The following is a 20,252-nucleotide window of genomic DNA, read 5'->3' as shown; positions in this document are numbered from 1 at the left end:
AAGGGAATCCCTCGCTTTCCATATCATTCTTATCCATTGTACACAACTCAAACAGAAAAAAGCTACCCACTGGCGAGGGTAGCTTGCGGAGGAAACGCGCTTGAAGGATTCGGTACTTCATGTATATGCAACGACCTGCTGAATATGGCTATATCTTTGGGGAAGAAAGATTAGTCGCAGCTGCACCCGATAATAACCAGCAGGATGAAAAGAATCAAAACCAGAGTGAAGCCGTCGAATTCTCCATTAAAGATGCCGCTCATCGAATAAACATCCTCCTCATATGTGTGTTAAGCCTCTTGTGCTTACATCTACAACATATGGGTGATCGTATAGGACCGAACCGGGCATACGCCCATTTTTGAGAAAATTGTTTTGGTAATCTCTCTTTTTCAACCTCTTGCCATTCTCGATGTTTATTATTCTGAAAAGCAGGAAAAGCTAGAGGATACCAAAAGACTTTGCAAGTATGAAAGGATGTTTACGAGATGCAAAGATCATTATCAAGTCTACAGCATGATCTGGTCCAAATTACGATTAATGTTGGAGAAGACTTTAAATCCATTGTGTGGAAAGCGCAGTACGATATGGACTTCAATACAGAATGTCTGTTTTGTTTTTCCGAGCAAATTACTGGCTACCGTGTAGAAGATGAAGACGGAAAAGCGGGGAAAGTCGCTGTTTGTCCACATTGTGAAAAAGTAAACGCTATCTACGCGTAAGATTGAAGTTTGATCGCAAAGGAAAGACGATGCTACTTGTTGGCATCGTCTTTTTTAGTATGGAGACGGACAGTCAATCCCCCCTGCTGGCGTGTCAGAGTCGAAGAGAACTGTGCTTTTTCTTCTCCTCCACTATGTTGACTCTAGTCTATATCTGACTCTATATCCACCAAGTACCACCTGCTCTTTAGCAGGATTGAAAGGAGGACCCTCGAATAGTATGAGAGACATACATAAGTAGATAGGTAGGGGTGAACACCGTGCAAAAGAGATGCAGCCGCTGTGGGAACGAAATGGACATCGAGCTGCGCAACGTCGTGTATCGGAAACGGGTTAAAATCATGAATGTACCTGTACACGTCTGCGTGGACGAAGACTGTGACCATTCCCAAGTGGTAGATGTGATTAAGGATGATTTGAAGTCACTCATGGAGGAACTGGGCCAACATCCGCAGCGCCAGGCAATCGAATTCGAAGAAATGTCAGAGTTATCCAACTTATTGGTATTGATTGCTAATGAGAAGGTGAATTCGACCGTAAGAGAATTACTTGGTGAAAAAGTCAACGAGCTATTGGATCTGTTTTTGTTGGCGCAGTCCCTTGGCGATGAAAAATGGATGCTGGAGCTACGCGAACGTCTCACGAAAATTATGGTGTAAGGAAAAAGAGATGCCTAGAAGAAAGGTATCTCTTTTTTCATTTCTCCACTGCACCGCAAATGTAGACTTTGCTGCTTGGACTTATGTATACTGATAGGCACATAAGATAAGGAGAGATGAATCATGTCACAAAAACAGCTTCACTCCATAGAAGAACTGGATGAGTTCGTAGCGAAAAATGGGAAAAAGCTTTTGTTTAAGCATAGTACGATCTGCCCAATCAGTACGTCCGCTTATGAAGAGTTTCAGGCGTATTTGCTGGACAATCAAGTGGAATCTGCGGTCATTCTGGTACGAGAGGATCGCCCTGTCTCCAACGCCGTAGCGGATCGTTTTTCTATCAAGCACGAATCCCCGCAAATCTTTTTGCTGGAAGACGGCGAAGTAAAATGGCACACGTCTCACTGGAAAATTACAAAGGACGCGATTGGCCAGGCGCTCAACGCGTAATCAAAAAGCCGGAACACCCTTTAAGTGAGGGGAATCCGGCTTTTTGCATGGAGAAAAAGAGCGCGGGAGAGACTATTCCCAGAATAGCTCCAACTTGTCTCCACTTTTCAATTCTGTCTGGAAGCTGGCTTGTTCGCCGTTGACGAGCATGACGAATCCGGAGATACTCTCACGGTCAGGCTTTTCCAAGGAAACCTCGACAAAACGGAAGACGTCGCTAAACACAGGTGTAGACGCAGGTGAGGATTTTACCGTGATGTCGGCACCTTCGCTCACGGGATCAGAGGCATTCGCTGCTTTTCCGTCTAAGGTAATCGTTACCTGTGCGACAGGCAATAAGACCCGTTCACCATTGAAGTGTACGATCATTGTCTCCTGTACCCATTCTTCCAAGGGGATGACATCTTGTATGGAAGGGGCCGGGACTTCATCCAGCCGATATACGAGGACATCACCTTGCCGGACGATATCTGTCAAGGCTGCTGGTCTTCCATTCAGCTCGATCACCTCAATACGGGACGGAATCGAATAATCTTGTCCATTCACAGAAAAACGCAAGCCTGATTCCGCTGACGTTTTCAGTTCTGCGAGCTCCAGTACTTCATAGACAGTGCGGGGAAGGAGGATGGCCACCTCGGCACGATCAGAGATCAATGTATCAAGAGTAGCAACCGCTCCGTTAACATGTACGATTGGACCGAGTGAGTAGGGACGATCATTGCAGATCACTTCAAGCGTGTTCAGCTCATCGAATAAATCTTTGGCAAACACACGTGCATCATCGCCATTTGTACCTGCCACTACGGTGATTTGGTCCCCGTCATTGATTGGCGTGTCGAGACTGACGCCCTCCCCGTTGCGCTCAATCACCGGCGCCGTACCATGACCACCCGGAATCATTTTCATCCGTCCGTTTACGGTAACTGTCATCGCCAACCCGGGGCGACCATACAGACGGCGGATATCCAATCCAGATGCAATGAGCGCATCACCCAACGTCATTTTTCGCAAATCGAAAATGCGCACAGGAGCGTCATTGACCGTAACGGTTACATAGCGCAACGGATGACGGCGCGCAGCAACAGCAATACCGACTGGCGTTACGAACTCAGGTCCACTGAGCGCAGGATTGTCTCCCACGTACTGTTTGATCGCATCCCCGCCTCTGACAGCAACGCGGGCGGCAGGAATATTCAAGACCTGAGCGACTTTTCCCGTAAGTCCTGGGGTGAGGCTGCCGCCGCCGATCAGCATGACCGCTTGCGGAGCTTTTCCGTTGAGTTCCAATATTTTGAAGGCAATTTTATCGGCGAGTTGCTGGATGTCTGCTTCAATCGCACTCGTTACCTCGGCAGCGCTCGTCGTATGCTCCATGCCAAGAATGTCGGTGAAGGTGACGGACTCCTCGGTGGATAAGAGACGCTTCACTTCTTCTGCCATCGGAAAATCCATGAGATAGGCGTTCATGAGCGCATCCGTGATTTCATCGCCTGCAACAGGCACCATGCCGTAGGCGGTAATTGCCCCTTCCTCAGTCAGCGCTACGTCAGAAGTACCTGCCCCGATGTCCACCAATGCGATATTCAGTCGGCGCATGGTCACAGGAATCAGGACATTAATAGCGGCAATAGGCTCCAGCGTCAATGCCTGCATTTCCAGATCGCATCGTTTCAGAGCCGCGATCAGCGAGTCGACAACCACGCGTGGAAGGAAAGTTGCGATCACATCTGCACTTGCTATGTCACCCCGCTGGTCAATCAGACTCCCGATCAATTCTCCATCCAGATGGTAATTAACGACGCTGTAACCCACGCAATAATAGCGGGTGACGTCTTGATCCTTTAGCTCTTGGGCTAATGCGGCTTGGGCTTCCTGTACAGCGGAAAATTCCAATGCGACAACATCTTCACGCGAAATGAAGGCATGTCTGGCTAACGGCATGTCCACACGAACGCGGCGGGTGCGCAATGACCGACCGGCAGCAGCGACCGCTACCTGATGCAGTTTGCCATATTTCCCTTCGAGTTCTTCTTTTATTTGTTGAATCACCTTAGCTACGGCGACAATATCGTGAATTTGCCCATCGAGCATGGAGCGTTCATCGTGCTCTCGAATTGCGCAGTCCAATACGCGGTACTGCTCGCCGGTCGTTTCCACGATCAGGCCGACGACGCTGCGCGTTCCAATATCTAATGAAAAAATAAGCTCAGGGGCTGTGATGTCAGACAAAAGTAGGTCACTCCTTGTAAGAGGTTGTTCAAAAAGTCTTTACAATACTTATCGGTGATTTTGGACTGTATCGGAAAGGAATAATCACTTTTAGCTAGAACATATATCCAAAACTATTCGATTCAAAAGGGAAAGAATCCTGTCGAATCAAGGAATCTTCTTCGTTTTGACGAATAATTGGAAAAGATAAAAAAACAGAAAAAATTTACTTTCGCGCTTTTTGGCGCTAAACTGCTGACAAGGGTGTTTGAATCGATTATAATTACCCTAATTTATCGATAAATCCCTATATAAAAAGAGGAGAGTGGAGAGAGATGGCACACGATCAAATCGAAACCATGCGCAAGCAGATAGACGAGATCAACCTGCAAATTCTTGAATTGATCAACAAACGAGCTACCTTGGTTCAAGAGCTCGGCAAAGAAAAAGAAAAACAGGGCAGCAACCGTTTTGACCCAGAGCGTGAGCGCCAAATGCTCAATCTGCTCGTTGAAAACAATAAAGGTCCTTTCAATGATAATGCGATTCGTCATTTGTTCAAGCAAATTTTCCAAGTTTCCTTGGATCTGCAAGACGACGATAAGAAAAAAGTACTCCTCGTTAGCCGTAAGAAAAAGGCAGAGGATACTGTTATCACTGTAAAAGGCGTTGAGTTCGGAGGAAAAAATCCGATTCTCATCTCAGGTCCATGCTCCGTGGAAAGCTACGAGCAAGTAAGAGCAGTAGCAGAAAACCACGCAAAACGCGGACTGCGTACACTGCGCGGCGGCGCGTACAAGCCTCGTACTTCGCCATACGACTTCCAAGGTCTGGGTGAAGAGGGCTTGCAAATCCTCAAGCGTATCGGGGATGAATTCAACCTCGTAACGATCAGTGAAATCGTGACGCCAGCAGATCTTGAGATGGCAACGAAATACATCGATGTTATTCAGATCGGTGCTCGCAATATGCAAAACTTCGAGCTGCTGAAGGCAGCAGGTCGTGTGAACAAACCAATCCTCTTGAAGCGTGGCCTCTCTGCTACGATTGAAGAGTTCATCTACGCGGCAGAGTACATCCTGTCCGAAGGTAACACACAAGTCATGCTGTGCGAGCGTGGAATCCGCACGTATGAAAAAGCGACACGCAATACGCTCGATATTTCTGCAGTACCACTTCTCAAGCAAGAGACGCACTTGCCAGTGTTTGTAGACGTGACGCACTCTACAGGTCGTCGTGATCTGCTCTTGCCTTGCGCGAAAGCAGGCTTCGCAGTCGGTTCTGATGGAATCATGGTAGAGGTTCACCCAGATCCAGATGTGGCATTGTCTGATGCGAAGCAACAGTTAAACATTCCACAGTTCAACGAGTTCGTTGATGAACTGCTCGCTTCTGGCTTGTACAAAGGCGAGATTGTGGCAACAAGAGCTTAAGAATACCTTTCAGGTACGTTTTGAGGGTCCTTCCTGCGCGCGGGAGGACCTTTCTCATTTGACGAACCATTGGCGACCAAGTAAGCTAGAATTACGTGCTGATATTGGTGAAGGAGGATAGGCCATATGGAAGACAACCATCAATGCTGCTCGACTGATCGGTCCACCGAAAGACCGGATAAAATCAAGTCTAATCTCGTCTCCCGTTTGAATCGGGTAGAGGGACAAGTTCGCGGAATTCGGGGAATGGTAGAAAAGGATGTCTACTGCGACGACATTCTCAATCAAATTGCGGCTGTGCAATCCGCACTGAATGCGGTTGGGAAAATGCTCCTCGAAGGACATATGAAAAGCTGTGTGATGGATCGCATTCAGCAAGGCGATCATGAAGTGATTGATGAGCTTTTGAAAACGATGAATAAACTTATGAAGTAACGGGTGCGCATGCCGTCAAAAACAATTGCAACGGCATACGGCTTGTCGTATCATAGGTGCATATATTTATGAAAACGCTTATGAAAACCAAAAAATAGGGAAAGTGAGGGTGCATGATGCCGGTTACTATATACGACGTAGCAAGAGAAGCGGGGGTGTCGATGGCGACAGTTTCCCGCGTAGTCAACGGGAATCCCAACGTAAAGCCTTTGACCCGAAAAAAGGTATTGGCTGCGATTGAGCGCTTGGGATATCGACCAAATGCGGTTGCTCGTGGACTCGCCAGCAAAAAAACGACAACAGTTGGTGTCATCATCCCGGATATCTCCAGTTTGTTTTTCTCCGAATTGGCGCGAGGGATTGAAGATATCGCTACCATGTACAAATACAACATCATCCTGTGTAACTCTGACCAACGGATGGAAAAGGAATTACAGCTTATTAATACCTTGCTCGAAAAGCAGGTGGACGGGCTTCTGTTCCTGGGCGCAGAAATCAAAGAAGATCATTTGCAGGCATTAACAAGCACGTCTGTACCGACCGTACTCGCGGCGACTCGCGATGCGGACAACGTACTACCGTCGGTTAGCATTGACCACTTCCAAGCCGCATACGATGCGACAGAAGCATTGGTTGCACGCGGGCACAAGCGCATTGCGATGATCGCGGGTCCTGCAAACGATCCATTGGCAGGGTTGATGCGCTATGAAGGCTATAAAAAGGCGCTGAAGGATGCAGGTATCGAGCTGGATGAAGAGCTGATTGCGACAGGCAACTACTTTTATGAATCTGGCTTGTCCACTACAAAAGCTTTTCTTGCCCTTAAAAATCCGCCTACGGCGATTTTCGCAGCGAATGATGAGATGGCCATTGGCGCGATCCATGCCATTCAAGATTCTGGCCTGAATGTGCCAGGTGACATCGAAGTCATTGGTCATGATAATATTCGTCTGGTTGAAATGGTACGTCCACGACTGACTTCTGTCGTACAGCCAATGTATGATATTGGTGCGGTGGCGATGCGCCTGTTGACCAAGTACATGAATAACGAGAATGTCGAAGAGCATGTCGTGCTGCTGCCGCATCGAATTGAGTATCGGGAGAGCACAAAGCCGTAAGCAAGCTTGATTGCAAAGGGACGTAGGCAATTAAGAGCAAGAGGGGGATGGGAAATGCGTTACGGAATTATCGGCGCGATGGATGAAGAAATCGCGCTGTACTTGGAAGCGATGGAAGAGACGACTACTGCCATCAAAGCAGGCATTACCTATTACACAGGTAAAATGGAAGGCAAAGATGTCGTGCTGTGCAAATCAGGTGTCGGCAAGGTCAATGCTGCCGTGACAACACAAATCCTCATCGATTCATTCCAAGTAGAACGTGTCATTTTCACAGGAGTGGCAGGAGCTGTTCACCCTGAATTAAATATTGGTGACATTGTGGTTTCGACGGATTGCATCCAACATGACATTGATGTGACACCGCTTGGCTTTGAGCCAGGACAGATTCCGTTTACAGAGAAATGGACTTGGCAAGCGGATGCTGGGCTGATGCAGCAAGCGATCGATGCGGGCAAAGAGCTGGAAGCGGGAGTTCAAGTAGTGAGCGGGCGTATCTTGTCCGGCGACCAGTTCGTTGCCAGTCGGGAAAAGGTGCAATGGTTGTATGAGCAATTTGCAGCACATTGTACCGAAATGGAAGGGGCATCTGTCGGACAAGTATGTGCGATGAATGGTGTGCCGTTTGTCGTGGTTCGTTCGATGTCGGATAAAGCAGACGGCTCCGCGCATGTAAACTTCGTGGAATTTACCAAGCTGGCTTCTCAGCGCTCCTACGCGATTGTCCGTAACATGCTGACAGCTTCTCAAGCATCATCAGCTGCGGGAGTGATCGTCTACTCAACGAAAAACTGTGTGGATTGCGACATGGTTAAAAATTGGCTGACAGCAAAAGGTGTCTCCTTTGAAGTGCGCGATGTCATGACGAGCCGTGCCTATCAAGAGGAAGTGGAGCGCTTCGGCTTCATGGGTGTGCCTGTAACAGTCGTAGGCGATAAAGCGGTAAAAGGCTTTGCGCCTTCTGAGCTGGAAGAGCTAGTGAAATAGAGTTTGGAATAGAAAAAGCGTGCTGACCAGTACCAAAAGGTACGAGGACAGGACGCTTTTTTTTACTTCTCTGATCCAATAGGGGCGTACAGCATCGCACGCTCTAACGTAAGCCGATTTTTCTCCGTGATCTCTGCTCGTCGTGGGATTGTTGGGAATGGTTCGTCAAAGAGCCGAGGTGGCAAGGGCAAATCCGTCTCAGGTTGCCAGCGCTTGAGCCAGGCTTCGGGAAGATCACCGTCCGTAAGAGGCTGATCGCTCATCTCACTCCATACCAGTGTCCACGCCCGCGGCACCACCCTCCAAATATCGTAGCCTCCGCCGCCGACAGCGATCCAACGACCGTTGCAATATTCATGAGCGAGGCGGTGAGCAAGCCTGGGGATGGCTTGATAAATCTTCATGGAGCAAGACAAATGGGTGAGGGGATCGTACGCATGAGCGTCACAACCGTTTTGGGTCAGGATGACATCGGGCTTGAAGCCAGCCGCTAGCTTTGACACCAGCTCTTCATATACTTCCAGAAAAGAATCGTCTTCCGTGAAGGCATCGAGCGGAACGTTGACAGAATAACCGTAACCGCTTCCATCTCCACGTTCAGACAAATTGCCTGTCCCCGGGAAGAGATACTTTCCCGTTTCGTGAATGGATACTGTCAGTACATGAGGGTCATCGTAAAACGCCCACTGTACCCCATCTCCATGATGGGCATCTGTGTCGATATACAGCACACGCGCATTCCAGTTTTTGCGCAAATAAGCGATCGCGACGGAGCAATCATTGTAAATACAAAAACCAGAGGCGCGTCCACGAAAGGCATGGTGCAGTCCACCGGCGGGATTGAAGGCGTGTTCTGCCTGTCCACTCATAACCGCGTCCACTGCGTTTAACGTACCTCCGACGATCAGCGAGGAAGCTTCATGCATGTTCGAAAAACAGGGAACATCCTCTGTTCCCAAGCCATAACTGGCTGCCTGCGGAAGCTCGAGTTCACTATGGCCCTGATCGCGAACAAATTGGATATAACGTGGGTCATGCACCAAGGCGAGTTCTTCATCTGTCGCCGGTCGGGGAGTCAGGATGTCTGAGTCTTTGAGTATTCCGTAACTGCTCATCAGATCGTGTGTGAGGAGCAGACGACGCTGGTTGAATGGATGATCATCATGAAAATAATATTGCGTGTAGTCTGGAGAGTAGATCAGACGAGCATTTCGGCTCACTGGGGTATCCCTCCTTCCGTAGGTCCGATTACGGAAAAGCCTTTTTCAAGGAGCAATTGCGTCACGATACGTGGATCAATTGTCTGTACCCGAAAAACAAGGTTCTTTTTTGCGGGCTGTTTCCCAGGAAAGACCACAACACTCGTAACATTGACTTGTGCATCGCGAAAGACTTGACTGACTTCTGCCAGCATGCCGACGCGGTCATCTACTTCAACTTCGATATGGGAGCTAGGTTTGTTAACGCCGAAAAGTTCGATCAGGCTAGAGAAAAGATCCGATTCCGTGATCAATCCTACGAGCCGAGTCCCTTCGACAATGGGTAGTGAGCCGATTTTGTGCTCGTATAATTGGAGGGCTGCGTCTTCGATGAAATCCAGTGGGTGGGCAGTAATGACTTGTTGATTCATGATAGTGGCTACAGGTTTGTGCAGGACGGTGTCGTCATCGTCATGCGTCAGTAGGCGAGAGGGGAGAGCGTCTCGCAGATCACGATCCGAGACAATGCCTACGAGTGAGTCGCTTTCAATGACAGGCAAATGCCTGATTCTGTTTGCACGGAGGAGAAGAAGCGCTTCTCCGATTGTAGTGGATGGCTGGATCGTGACAATTTTTTTCCGCATAATCTCTTCAATACGCATAAGAGTGACCTCCTGGAATCAAAAGGCATCCGAACTAGTAAAGAAAACGATTCTGAAACCGCATAGCATCAAAGGCAACGACTGTTTCTGGCGGTACACGCTTGCCGATTTTTGCCATGAGACAGTTGGCGGGATGTGAGCATATTTCTGGATCGTCTGTCGCCATCCAGCTCAGGCCTGCGCTGCCCATGACCTTTTCCATGACCTTTCTGTATTGCCATACATCGAGTCCTGTTCCTTTCAGATCCCAATGCCAGTAATACTCGGTTGTAATAATGACGTAGTCTTCCATGGCATCATCCAAGAAGGCGACTTCGAGCAGCTTTTTGCCTACGCCACCCGCTCTCACTTTATGACTGATTTCAATCGCGCCCAGCTCCAGCAGATCGGGCAGTTGGGCTTGTGACCATCGCTCCAGTGGATCGGGGTGCAGGAAGGTCACGTAGCCGAGGACGAGGTCTCCTTCGCGTGCAATAATAATGCGTCCTTCGGGCAAATCTGCGATTTCGATGAGAGCTTCATGCTGCTGTTCAGGGATACGAAAAGCTTTCAGCCCCTCATCAAAGCGTAATGAGGACAGATAACTTCCTGTAATCGGTCCTTCGACGAGCAGCTCCTTGTTGTTCACCATTAGGCTCAATGAATGATAGCGTTTGACGTGCTCCATCAGTTCCCCCCCTTACGTTTGTAGAAAAACAGAGATGGCGCTAACCATCTCTGTCAGTTGTCATTCCAGTTTATTCTGTGGTGTTGGCAGTTACGATGTTAGAATGTGGCGATTCTCCGTAACTGTTGACTGCGGTAATGTAATAGTTGCTGCCATTCGGTACTTCTGCTGCGTGTGTAAAGCTTGTGCTAGAGACTGTACCGAGTAGCAAATAGCCGGTTGCTGAGTCTGGGCTAAAATATACGTTGTACATCTGCTCAGACGAGCTGCTTCCTTTCCACTGTAGCTGCCAACCGTTTGGCGTATTCTTGATGGACAAGGATTTCGGAGCAGCAGGTGGTGAAGCGGAATCTGTGTTTGTATTCGTGCCTCCTGATCCATCTGGTGGGTTAGTCACAGTTCCGCCTGGATCTGTTTGACCATTCCCGTTATTGTCCGTCGGATTCGGGATGCCTGTGTCCGTACCTTGGTTCGGATCAGGCAGCTGCCATGTCTGATTAGAACCGACAGAAGCGATTGCGGAAGGCTGCGATTCATGGCCAGCAATATCCACAGAAGTGACATAATAGCCTAAATCTCCATGGGTTGCAGTCGTATCGGCAAAAGTCAATACGGATGGATCTTTCACAGTTGCTACTTTGACAAAGCCGTTCTGCACATCAGCGCGGTAGATGCGATAGCCAACCAAGTCAGCTTCTTTGGCTGACTGCCAGGTAAGTGTAATTTGCTTGCCTGAGCCTGTAGCTGTTACACCGCTTGGCGAAGATGGTGTTCCACCTTCCTCTGTACGAGGGTCTTCCTTGTCAGGTAGGCGTTGCTCCCAATCTGGTGGTTGGGTGGAGACCCTACTGTTTTTCGCTTGAATTTGCTCCTTGGTAGGAAGCGGATCTGGTGAGCGGTAGAAGACGCCTTCGGTAACAAAATCTTCCGGTGTTCCTTCCTTCGCCAAATACCGTTCGCCATTATAGGTAATGAGTCGTGCTTTTTGGTGGGTGTCGTCCACCTTCGTCGGAACGAATTTGCTGTTGAATATATCAGTGATCAAATGGCCAGCTTCTTTTGAAAGCTCACTTGGCAAAAGACCCGATTTCGAGTCAACAGTCGCGCTGACGATTCCTCCCGGCTTTTTAAAGGCGGAGTCAGGAGGTGAAAGGTTCGGATGCTTCGCAATGACATCCTTCATGACCTTACCCCATACGACCATCGGAACATATTTGTCCGCGTCTGGCATTGGATATGGCTCGTCAAAGCCAACCCATACCCCCATGGACAGCTCTGGTGTGTAACCGACGAACCAGAGGTCGTTGCTGTTGTTGGTTGTCCCGGTTTTACCTGCCACATCGACTTTGCGCGGCACGTATTTGCGGATGTGTGTACCTGTACCGTTATTGACAACGGAACGCATCAAATCAGTGATCAAGTATGCCGTTTGCTCACTGTACACTTGCACAGGTTTGGTTTCATGACGATAAATGACTTTTCCGGTGTTATCCTCAATTCGGTCAATCAGATAGGCATCCACGAAAGAACCGTGATTCGCGAATGTCGCATAGGCGTTTGTAATTTCCTCGGCAGTTGTTCCGTAGGTAAGACCGCCAATTACGCCAGTGGCTGCATAGTTGTCAGCATCAACCAATGTTGTGATTCCCATTTTCTTCACGTATTCGAGAGCCGTTGGAATGCCAACTTTCAAATACGTCTTGATCGCAGGAATGTTCCAGGACATTCGCAGCGCTTCGCGGGCACTCATAATCCCTTGCCATTTGTTGTTCCAGTTCTTTGGTAAATGGGAACCGTTCTGGCCGTCAGCGAGTAGCACCGGAGCGTCATCGATAGGGGATGCTGGCTGGAGCAATCCCAGTTCAAAAGCAGGAGCATAAGCTGCAAGTGGCTTCATGGCAGAACCAGGCTGGCGAGGTACAGTGGCGTGGTTCGTCTGTTCCACCTTAAAGTCACGCCCCCCGATCATGCCGAGGATGGCTCCTGTTTTGTTGTGAATCAGCATTGCGCCGACTTCTTCCAAAGCATTTTCGATTTTTTCTGTTTTGCCGTTCGAGCGACGAATCGTATAGGTACGATTCTTACCGAAGTTTTTCGGATCGGCTGCAACAGCCTGCATGATGTCATATACGCTCTTGTCGATTGTGGTATGTATCTTATACCCTTTTCGCAGTATGTCGCGACGTTTCTCTTCAACCAGCTGTCGGTATTCGTTGCGGCCGATAGTTGATTTGTCTCGACCTTTTTCCAAGAGGTCTGCATCTACAAGTTGACGTGCGGCACGATCTTCAATTTCCATCATCAAGAAAGGTACTTCTCGATAAGCTTGCTGCGTCGGTTTTGCTAGCTGTGCCTTCAAATCACTTGCGAGAGCCCCATCGTATTGGGTTTGTGTGATGTAGCCATTTTCCAGCATGCGATCCAACACCATTTTTTGGCGATCCTTCCCGCGCTGATAACTTTCTGCACGGAATGGAGAGTAGGCACCTGGGTTTTGAATCATGCCTGCAAGATAGGAGCCCTCAGCGAGCCCAAGCTCTTTTACATCTTTGCCAAAAATCCCTTTTGCGGCAGCCTGAACGCCGTATACGTTTGATCCGTTGGCGTTTTTTCCGAAGTAAATTTCGTTCATGTAGGCTTCCAGAATCTGATCTTTGGAAAACATGCGCTCGATCCGAATCGCGGTAAAGATTTCACGGGCCTTACGGGTGTGGCTAACTTCAGCAGAAAGGATTGTATTTTTTACAAGCTGCTGTGTAATCGTACTACCACCTGTTACGACAGGTTGGTTGGTAATTTCCTGAATCGCTCCGCGCATGGTAGATTGAAGCGAAACTCCGGAGTGATGGTAGTAGGTTTTGTCTTCAGTTGCGATGATGGCATTTATTAAATAGGGAGAAACGTCTGCTTTCTTCACCAAACGTCGATCGCCTTCTTCGGCCCGCAATTGGCCGATCAGAGAGCCGTCGTTGTAGTAGGCGAATCCAGTCAGATAGTTGGTGAAGATTTTATTCTCCAGTTCCTCCTTGCTGCGCACAGGCTCGTCCTTCACGAGTGCGGCAACATAACCTGTCACGATTCCTCCCGCGACTGCAGCTCCCATTAGCCCTAGTACGAAGACGATTTGGAAGATGATCCAGAACGTTCTACCACGGTTTCTGCGTCGCTTTTTCTTCGTCGGTTCAGAGGAAGATGTGTGGTTATTCGACATAATCTACGACCCCCTAGCATACCACCTGATTATACCATACGAGGAACCTAGAGGGTAGAAAATGCGTAGGAGATAGCAAAATGTGTCAAAAACCGTTGAAAGTTGTTGGGTGTATGAAAGCAATAAAAAAAAGAGCAGGCCGACAAGCGGCACTACTCTTTTTCTCTTTATCCTCAGACGATTAACGGCTGTAGAACTCAACGATCAGAACTTCGTTGATTTCAGCTGGCATTTCTTCACGGTCTGGCAGACGAGTGAAGGTACCTTCAGCAGCAGCATCGTTGAATGTAACGTAGTTCGGCAGGAAAGTACGGCTTTCCAGAGCGTCCTTGATCAGTTGCAGACCACGGGACTTTTCACGAATGGAGATTACATCACCCGGTTGTACGCGGTAGGATGGGATGTTTACTTTTTTGCCGTTTACCAAGAAGTGACCATGGTTTACCAACTGACGAGCAGCTGGGCGAGTTGGAGCAAAGCCCATACGGTATACCAGGTTATCCAGACGGGATTCCAGCAATTTCATGAAGTTTTCGCCCACTACGCCAGCCATTTTGCTAGCATTGTCGAAAGTGCGGCGGAATTGTTTTTCGTTAAGGCCAAACATGTGGCGCAGTTTTTGCTTTTCTTGCAACTGGATTCCGTACTCGCTCAGTTTACGACGGTTGTTGTGACCGTGTTGACCTGGAGGGAAGTTGCGTTTGATGTCTTTTCCTGTACCATCGAGGGAGATACCCAGACGACGAGCAAGTTTGTGACGAGGTCCTGTGTAACGTGACATGTATTCATTCTCCTTTAATATGGATTCGCAGGTGTTTACTTCCGGCAGGTTAGTTCCTACTTTATCTACACGAACTTCGGACGGTAGCGTTTCCGCATCGTGCTCCTCACAGATGTTCAGCCGCAGTCTGTCAAGGGAGGGAACTAAGAGGGTATATCCTTCCGTTTTTACCTACAATCAATGCTACCCTGTACACATACATTCAATAATACTAGGCGAGATATAGCAAAGTCAAGGGAAAAGAAGGGCGCCATCCGCCGCAAGAAGTGGGATGGATGGCGCTTTTTGGGTTTTATTTTCGCAACAAAGTAACCGGACCGTCTGGAGTATCCCGTTTTTCGAGGAAACGGGTAAAGGTAATGGCTGCATCGGCACGAGGGACGAGGCTTTGCGGCTGGAACTTCTGCTTGTCAGTCGGCACGATACCGAGTGTAGTCGCGATGATGATCGAACCGCGGTACTTCGAACTGGCAATGTCTGAGAGCTCGGACTGGAACATGCCAGGGAAGTCCGACAGTTTTTTGTAACCGAGTGCACGAACAATCATATCAGCGAGCTCTTCACGTGTAATCGTCTCATTTGGGTTCAGCTTGGAAGCATTTTTATCGAGAAGTCCGCGATCAACAGCACCTTCTACGGCTGAGAAGAAGCGCGAACCATTTGCCACATCGCTATAGGTGGCCTTGCGTTCCAGAGAGTACTGTGGATAGTGTCTGCCTTGGTTGAGACTGATCATGAGCATCTCAATCATTTCACCGCGTGTGATCGGTTTTTGCGGCATAATATTGCCGTTTTCAAGCGTGAGTGCGTCGTATTCATACATCAACAAGAGTTCCTTCTCCGCCGGATGATCCTTCAAATCGGCAGGAGCCGGACGGTGCAGCGCAATCGTTTTGCCAGTAGAGGTGGAGCTCCACTCGCCTGTTTCAGCGTCAAGGTAATACGGCTGCTCAAACGGCGTCATTGTCGCGCGATAGACGATCTTGGCAGTTCGCTTCGGTGAGTAGGAAGGCTGCTCTTTTGCGCGTTTGGCATCCTCAGGACTAAGAGGAACGAGGGCGTATACTTCCTCTGCTTTTGTCTCGGTCCACCACTTTTCGCTCGCTTCGGCAGCAGGCAGGTGCTTGGGAACTTGTGTTGGGTATGTCTCGCTGCCCAGATCAGCGCTGTAACTCAGCAGATCACCTGTTTCTGTGTCAAACGTGAAGTGGGCAGAGCCGCTAGCTGCAGCAATTCCATTGATAAAACGGTCAAATCGGATCTGCGTCCGCCGGGAATCAACAAAGGGGTGGTCTTCCTCTTCAAAACGTTCTGTCCAGTAAAGCTGGTGGGCCATGGTTGGCACCAATTCACGAATCGTTTCCATCGCTTTTGCCTTGAATTTTTCCATGTCTGGTTTTTTAGAAGCGGTTGTTTTTTCTTTATGGCTACGGAAGTCCTTGTTCAAACGGTAGATGTCCCCGGTTACAGCATCTACGGAGACATACGCAAATCCTTCTTCGCTATTGCCTTTTTCGCCGAATTCGAGATCCCAGACAGGGCGATTGCCACGGTAGTCTCTTTCATTGTAATTGGCAGAACGAAGCTCGTATTTGGACGAATTCAATGCCTTCGATGCCCATTGTACAGCTTCCTCTTGGGAGAGTGGTTGTCCGCTGCGGCGTGCAGGTAGGACTTTACTGCTTACAGGCTCAGGATCTTTCGTTGGTTGATACGGGGTCAACGATTGTGTCAATGGTTTGCCAGTCTCCGCATCAATGTAGAATGTGAAGGGATTCATATACCCTAAAGATGGCTTGTTATTTTGAGTCTCCACCCGTTCCCACGGCAGCAGGTAAACTGGTTTTGGATTCGCTTGTTCTTTAAACAGTTTCTCGGCTTCTTCTTCTGAGATTTTCGTATCCGTGTCCTCGAAAGTAACGTCGTTCCAAGACAGAGAATAGTTGGTCACTGTGCCGGAAGCATCTACCGTGATATCTGCGCCGTTGTCAGGAAAGAGAATGCCGTCCACGTCACGAACAAAGCGGAAATTATAGTAGACTTCCGAGTTCAGCGGGGTTTTTGGCTCTGGCATATCGCGCGTATACAGTCTTGTTTCCGCTGCTTTTCCTGCATTGTTTTTCTCGAAGAAGCGCTTCGCCTGCTCTTGCGCCTCTGTATAGGAGATTCGTTTTGCATAGGGAAGCGAGGATGCTTCCTGCTCTTGATGCGAATAGGAAGTCAGTTCGCCTGTATTGGCGTGGATACTGACGCTATATGATAGAAGGACTTTGCCGTTTTCTGGATCTTTCTTCACCCAACTAAACGACCATTCTGGAAATGGGCGCCAACTATCCGCTGAACGAAATGACACATTCTGCACCGTCATCCCGGCGGTAGGCACTATTTTTGTAGCGAGTGCCAAGGCTGCTTCCTTGGACAGTTTTGCTTTGGCTTGTGCCACAGAGTCTGCTTGTGACACAGTAGTCGCCATTTTATTGGTACTCACATGAGGTGATTGTGCATGCGCTTGAGCCACGGGCAGCAACAGACTGGCAGATAGAACAAATGAGCTAGACCGAATGATCCACGGTTTCATAGGAACCCCTCCAACGATGTCATATTCTTCTTATCAACTCTGACGAGAGGAAGTAAAAGTTCGTTTCAGTTCAAATTCTTGAAAAAAAGCACCAGGTATTGGCAGAAAGAAATGAAATATAGGAATTTTGTACCAAATGTTTTTTTATCAATCTAGAATTGTGAACATGCATCTTATATAATAAGAAATACTATCGATAAGAATACAGAACGGTAAGGAGATAATTCGTTTTGGAAACCATCATGTATCTCATTCGTCATGGAGAGACGGAGTGGAATCAGGTTCGTCGTATACAAGGCCACAGTGACATTGCATTGAACGAGCTCGGGGTACGTCAGGCCGAGCAAGTAGCAGACAGGTTCCAAGGCGAGAAGATTCACGCTTTTTATTCGAGTGATCTCAGTCGGGCACACGATACGGCTGCCAAGATTGCTGGTAACTTCCAATCCTCTGTTTCTACGCGGACAACCTTGCGGGAGCGCTGCTATGGGGAGTGGGAGGGGCTCACCTATGAAGAAATACGTGAGCGATTTGAAAATCAGGATGAAGCCTCCTGTGGAATTGAGACATTCGAAGACATGCAGCGTCGAGCTGTAGCTGCCATGACAGAAATAGCAGGGAGCCATCCAGGTGAGGCGATTGTCGTTGTCTCGCATGGCGGTCTCATTAATAGCTTCTTGCATTATGTGACGGTAGGAGAACAAGGAACGGGTATCACGCGTATCGATAATACCGGTATTACGATATTTCGGTATGTAGATCGCAGGTGGGAAGTTCTATCCGTTAATGATACAGACCATTTGAAAGCTTGAGAAAATGCTGAGAGAGGGAGTTTCTCGTGTCAAGTAAAATGTTGGGGAAGTTAGAGACGGTCTTTTCCTACACGGCCCATTTTATCTTACAATCTTGGCCGGAAAAGCGCCCAGGCATCCTTTTCTTGACAGATTCCGGGGGCCGCGTAATCAACTTCATGGAAATGCAGGTTGGTCCATCTCGGAGTTCTCAAGGGCTTACCCTGCAACACGATGTATCGATTGGCAAAGTCTTTGATTTTATTTTAGAGGCACTTTCCTCCAAAGAGATCGTAGTCAAAACGGGAAGTGAAACGAACAACGTGTGTGGAGCCCTTCCGTTGTGTGAAAAAGATGGAAGGGTTCGAGCTGTCATTGGCATGATAGCGCCCGAAGACCAGATCCATTTCGATTTGTCATCCTACATGCGCGGGCTAGAGCCGTTGATTCGCATGGGATATGATGCTTATATTCAACACGTCACAAGCCAGATTGTCATGGATTTGACGCTGCATGATACGACTAAAGAGCTGCTGCAAAGCTTGACGGGCCAGATCAGTGACATTATCCAAAAAGGCTATTGTTCGGCCGTTAAGCTCGCGGACAATGCCACGTTGATTCCGCAGGAGAGTGTAACAACGCAAGAGGCCGAAGTTGGACAGACTCACATTGCCCAACTGGTTTCGAGATTCGGTACGACGCAGATCATGCCTTCCATTTTAGATGAACACAGGCTTGTCGTCGTTCCTGTCTCCTTGAACCAAACGCCGCTCTACGCACTGTTTTTGCATCTGCCACCCGAAGAGACAGATTGCGTGTACGATGAACGGGATGTTGCTTTTTTGCAGGAAGTAGGCGCGAAGGCAAGCTGTGCGCTTTGGCGTTCGATCATGTCGGACGACCTGCGTCGTGAAGCGAGCAAAAAAGACTTGTTGTATCAGTTGATGTCAAAGATTCAGGCATCAATTGATGTGAATGATGTTTTGCATGAAATCGTGACGAGCATACCCAGCCTTTATCCGTACTTGTCGGCAGAGCTTTTCCTGACGGTTGAACCCAATGCAACCACCCCGGTGAAACAGCTATCTTTTCAAGAAGTAGAGCCGTCTACCAGTACCAAGGCCTATTTGGAAGGACGTCTCATTGCCGAAGAAGTGGGAGAAGGGGAGCAACAGGTGACGGTGATTGCAGCGCCACTCTTGGGCAAGCAGGGCATCTACGGAGTTTTGCAAGTGACGTCCGATCAGCGAATCACCTTGAATCAGCATGAAAAGGACTACATCTCGATCTTGGCAGATACTGCTGGCACTGCGTTTGAAAACGCACAGCTCTATCAGCAATCGCGTAATTTGATTCGAGAATTGCGTTTGATTAATGAGATGGCGCGTCAGTTGAACAGAAGTCTTGATTTAAAGGAAATTCTCGATTTTGTTACGACGATGATGCGGGCTACCTTTGATGCGGAGTTTTGTGCCATTTTGCGAAAGACGCCGGGAGAGGATTGCTTCGATGTGCTCTCTTCCTCCATTCCAGCGTTCAACGGCATGGCTATCGATTCTACAGAAAAGCCATTTCAGCAAATCTTGCAAAACAAGCAGGCATTGTTGCTGGCTCAACCAGGGGCAGGACCGCTTCCTTTTTCGCTTTTTTCGTGCTGTTCCTTCATGGGGGTTCCGCTCGTTGTTGAGGGTGAGATTAGTGGAGTCCTTTTAGTCGCAGATTCCCGTTATCATTTTTTTAGTTTTGACGACTACAAACTCCTCGAAATATTTGGACAACACGCGAGCTTGGCAATGACCAATGCCGTCCTGCATAATGAAATGGAACGAATGGTCATTACGGATAATTTGACAGGTCTGTACACGAGAAGACATTTGAATGAACGAGTAAGAGGATCATTACAAAAAGACAACTATGGCTCGTTGATCTTGATCGATATTGATTATTTTAAAACCGTGAATGATACATTTGGCCATCAGGTAGGGGACGAGGTATTGATTCAGGTCTCCAATCTGATTCGACATAGCATCCGAGACAGTGATATCGCGGCAAGATGGGGTGGAGAGGAACTCGCTGTTTATTTGCCACGTGTGGACAAAAACACCGCGCATTCCGTGGCAGAGCGCATACGGGAATGCGTCGAGCAGGAGACGTCTCCACAGGTCACGATCTCGTGTGGACTAGCGAAATGGAGCAGGGAGATGGATGTAAACCTGAGTGTAGAAGCGCTGTTCCATCAAGCAGATATTGCTTTGTATGAAGCTAAAAATTCAGGTAGAAATCAAGTTGTTCTCGCCTAGAGCCAAAACAATGGCTCTTTTCTCTTTTCGGAAAAAAAGGCAAAAAACTTG

17 protein-coding genes are annotated in these 20,252 nt (G+C 48.4%); 9 read left to right on the top strand and 8 right to left on the bottom strand.

What is annotated here, in order from left to right:
- Positions 1-170: 170 nt before the first annotated feature.
- On the bottom strand, positions 171-263 hold the full coding sequence (locus ACKKE8_RS22470; protein WP_017250455.1) for a YjcZ family sporulation protein: 93 nt from the start codon (positions 261-263) through the stop codon (positions 171-173).
- Between the two features lie 225 nt (positions 264-488).
- Here ACKKE8_RS22470 and ACKKE8_RS22465 point away from each other — a divergent pair, with 225 nt between their 5' ends.
- From ACKKE8_RS22465 to ytxJ, 3 genes are all read left to right on the top strand, one after another.
- Positions 489-722 (top strand): hypothetical protein, encoded by a 234-nt coding sequence (locus ACKKE8_RS22465; RefSeq protein ID WP_015892416.1) that lies wholly within the window; start codon positions 489-491, stop codon positions 720-722.
- A 260-nt stretch (positions 723-982) separates the two neighbouring features.
- Positions 983-1,381 (top strand): hypothetical protein, encoded by a 399-nt coding sequence (locus ACKKE8_RS22460; RefSeq protein WP_083995130.1) that lies wholly within the window; start codon positions 983-985, stop codon positions 1,379-1,381.
- Positions 1,382-1,504: 123 nt separating this feature from the next.
- Positions 1,505-1,831 (top strand): bacillithiol system redox-active protein YtxJ, encoded by a 327-nt coding sequence (gene ytxJ, locus ACKKE8_RS22455; RefSeq protein WP_376896318.1) that lies wholly within the window; start codon positions 1,505-1,507, stop codon positions 1,829-1,831.
- A gap of 72 nt (positions 1,832-1,903) precedes the next feature.
- Here the strand turns inward: ytxJ and ACKKE8_RS22450 are convergent, their stop codons facing one another.
- On the bottom strand, positions 1,904-4,060 hold the full coding sequence (locus ACKKE8_RS22450) for a cell division protein FtsA (protein WP_409174967.1): 2,157 nt from the start codon (positions 4,058-4,060) through the stop codon (positions 1,904-1,906).
- Between the two features lie 314 nt (positions 4,061-4,374).
- Here ACKKE8_RS22450 and ACKKE8_RS22445 point away from each other — a divergent pair, with 314 nt between their 5' ends.
- The 4 genes from ACKKE8_RS22445 to ACKKE8_RS22430 all read left to right on the top strand — a co-directional run bounded on the left by ACKKE8_RS22445 (position 4,375) and on the right by ACKKE8_RS22430 (position 8,012).
- Positions 4,375-5,472, top strand: a complete 1,098-nt coding sequence (locus ACKKE8_RS22445) for a bifunctional 3-deoxy-7-phosphoheptulonate synthase/chorismate mutase (RefSeq protein ID WP_376896315.1) — start codon at positions 4,375-4,377, stop codon at positions 5,470-5,472.
- Between the two features lie 126 nt (positions 5,473-5,598).
- Positions 5,599-5,907: a metal-sensitive transcriptional regulator gene (locus ACKKE8_RS22440; protein WP_409174966.1), complete on the top strand. Its 309-nt coding sequence runs from the start codon at positions 5,599-5,601 to the stop codon at positions 5,905-5,907.
- A 116-nt stretch (positions 5,908-6,023) separates the two neighbouring features.
- Positions 6,024-7,025, top strand: a complete 1,002-nt coding sequence (ccpA, locus tag ACKKE8_RS22435; RefSeq protein WP_106654568.1) for a catabolite control protein A — start codon at positions 6,024-6,026, stop codon at positions 7,023-7,025.
- Positions 7,026-7,079: 54 nt separating this feature from the next.
- Positions 7,080-8,012 (top strand): 5'-methylthioadenosine/adenosylhomocysteine nucleosidase, encoded by a 933-nt coding sequence (locus ACKKE8_RS22430; RefSeq protein WP_409174965.1) that lies wholly within the window; start codon positions 7,080-7,082, stop codon positions 8,010-8,012.
- Positions 8,013-8,074: 62 nt separating this feature from the next.
- Here ACKKE8_RS22430 and ACKKE8_RS22425 read toward each other — a convergent pair whose 3' ends face one another.
- From ACKKE8_RS22425 to ACKKE8_RS22400, 6 genes are all read right to left on the bottom strand, one after another.
- Entirely contained in the window at positions 8,075-9,232 is a 1,158-nt protein-coding gene (locus ACKKE8_RS22425; protein WP_409174964.1) for an acetoin utilization protein AcuC, read from the bottom strand.
- A complete protein-coding gene (locus ACKKE8_RS22420; protein WP_409174963.1) occupies positions 9,229-9,873 on the bottom strand; it encodes a CBS and ACT domain-containing protein in 645 nt (214 codons plus the stop codon). Before ACKKE8_RS22420 ends, ACKKE8_RS22425 begins: the two co-directional genes overlap by 4 nt.
- 34 nt (positions 9,874-9,907) lie before the next feature.
- Entirely contained in the window at positions 9,908-10,540 is a 633-nt protein-coding gene (locus ACKKE8_RS22415; RefSeq protein ID WP_409174962.1) for an N-acetyltransferase, read from the bottom strand.
- Between the two features lie 70 nt (positions 10,541-10,610).
- Positions 10,611-13,751: a transglycosylase domain-containing protein gene (locus ACKKE8_RS22410; protein ID WP_409174961.1), complete on the bottom strand. Its 3,141-nt coding sequence runs from the start codon at positions 13,749-13,751 to the stop codon at positions 10,611-10,613.
- Between the two features lie 181 nt (positions 13,752-13,932).
- A complete protein-coding gene (rpsD, locus tag ACKKE8_RS22405) occupies positions 13,933-14,532 on the bottom strand; it encodes a 30S ribosomal protein S4 (protein WP_016742106.1) in 600 nt (199 codons plus the stop codon).
- 292 nt (positions 14,533-14,824) lie between these two features.
- On the bottom strand, positions 14,825-17,110 hold the full coding sequence (locus ACKKE8_RS22400) for a YcdB/YcdC domain-containing protein (protein ID WP_409174960.1): 2,286 nt from the start codon (positions 17,108-17,110) through the stop codon (positions 14,825-14,827).
- Between the two features lie 230 nt (positions 17,111-17,340).
- On the opposite strand from ACKKE8_RS22400, the gene ACKKE8_RS22395 reads away from it, so the two are divergent.
- Complete coding sequence (locus tag ACKKE8_RS22395) at positions 17,341-17,922, top strand: histidine phosphatase family protein (protein WP_409174959.1); 582 nt, start codon at positions 17,341-17,343, stop codon at positions 17,920-17,922.
- A gap of 38 nt (positions 17,923-17,960) precedes the next feature.
- Positions 17,961-20,201: a sensor domain-containing diguanylate cyclase gene (locus ACKKE8_RS22390; RefSeq protein ID WP_409179179.1), complete on the top strand. Its 2,241-nt coding sequence runs from the start codon at positions 17,961-17,963 to the stop codon at positions 20,199-20,201.
- The last annotated feature ends 51 nt before the right edge of the window (positions 20,202-20,252 follow it).

The organism is Brevibacillus fortis (genome assembly GCF_046196545.1).
GTDB lineage: Bacteria > Bacillota > Bacilli > Brevibacillales > Brevibacillaceae > Brevibacillus > Brevibacillus fortis_A.
This window is presented reverse-complemented; position numbering and strand designations above follow the sequence as displayed.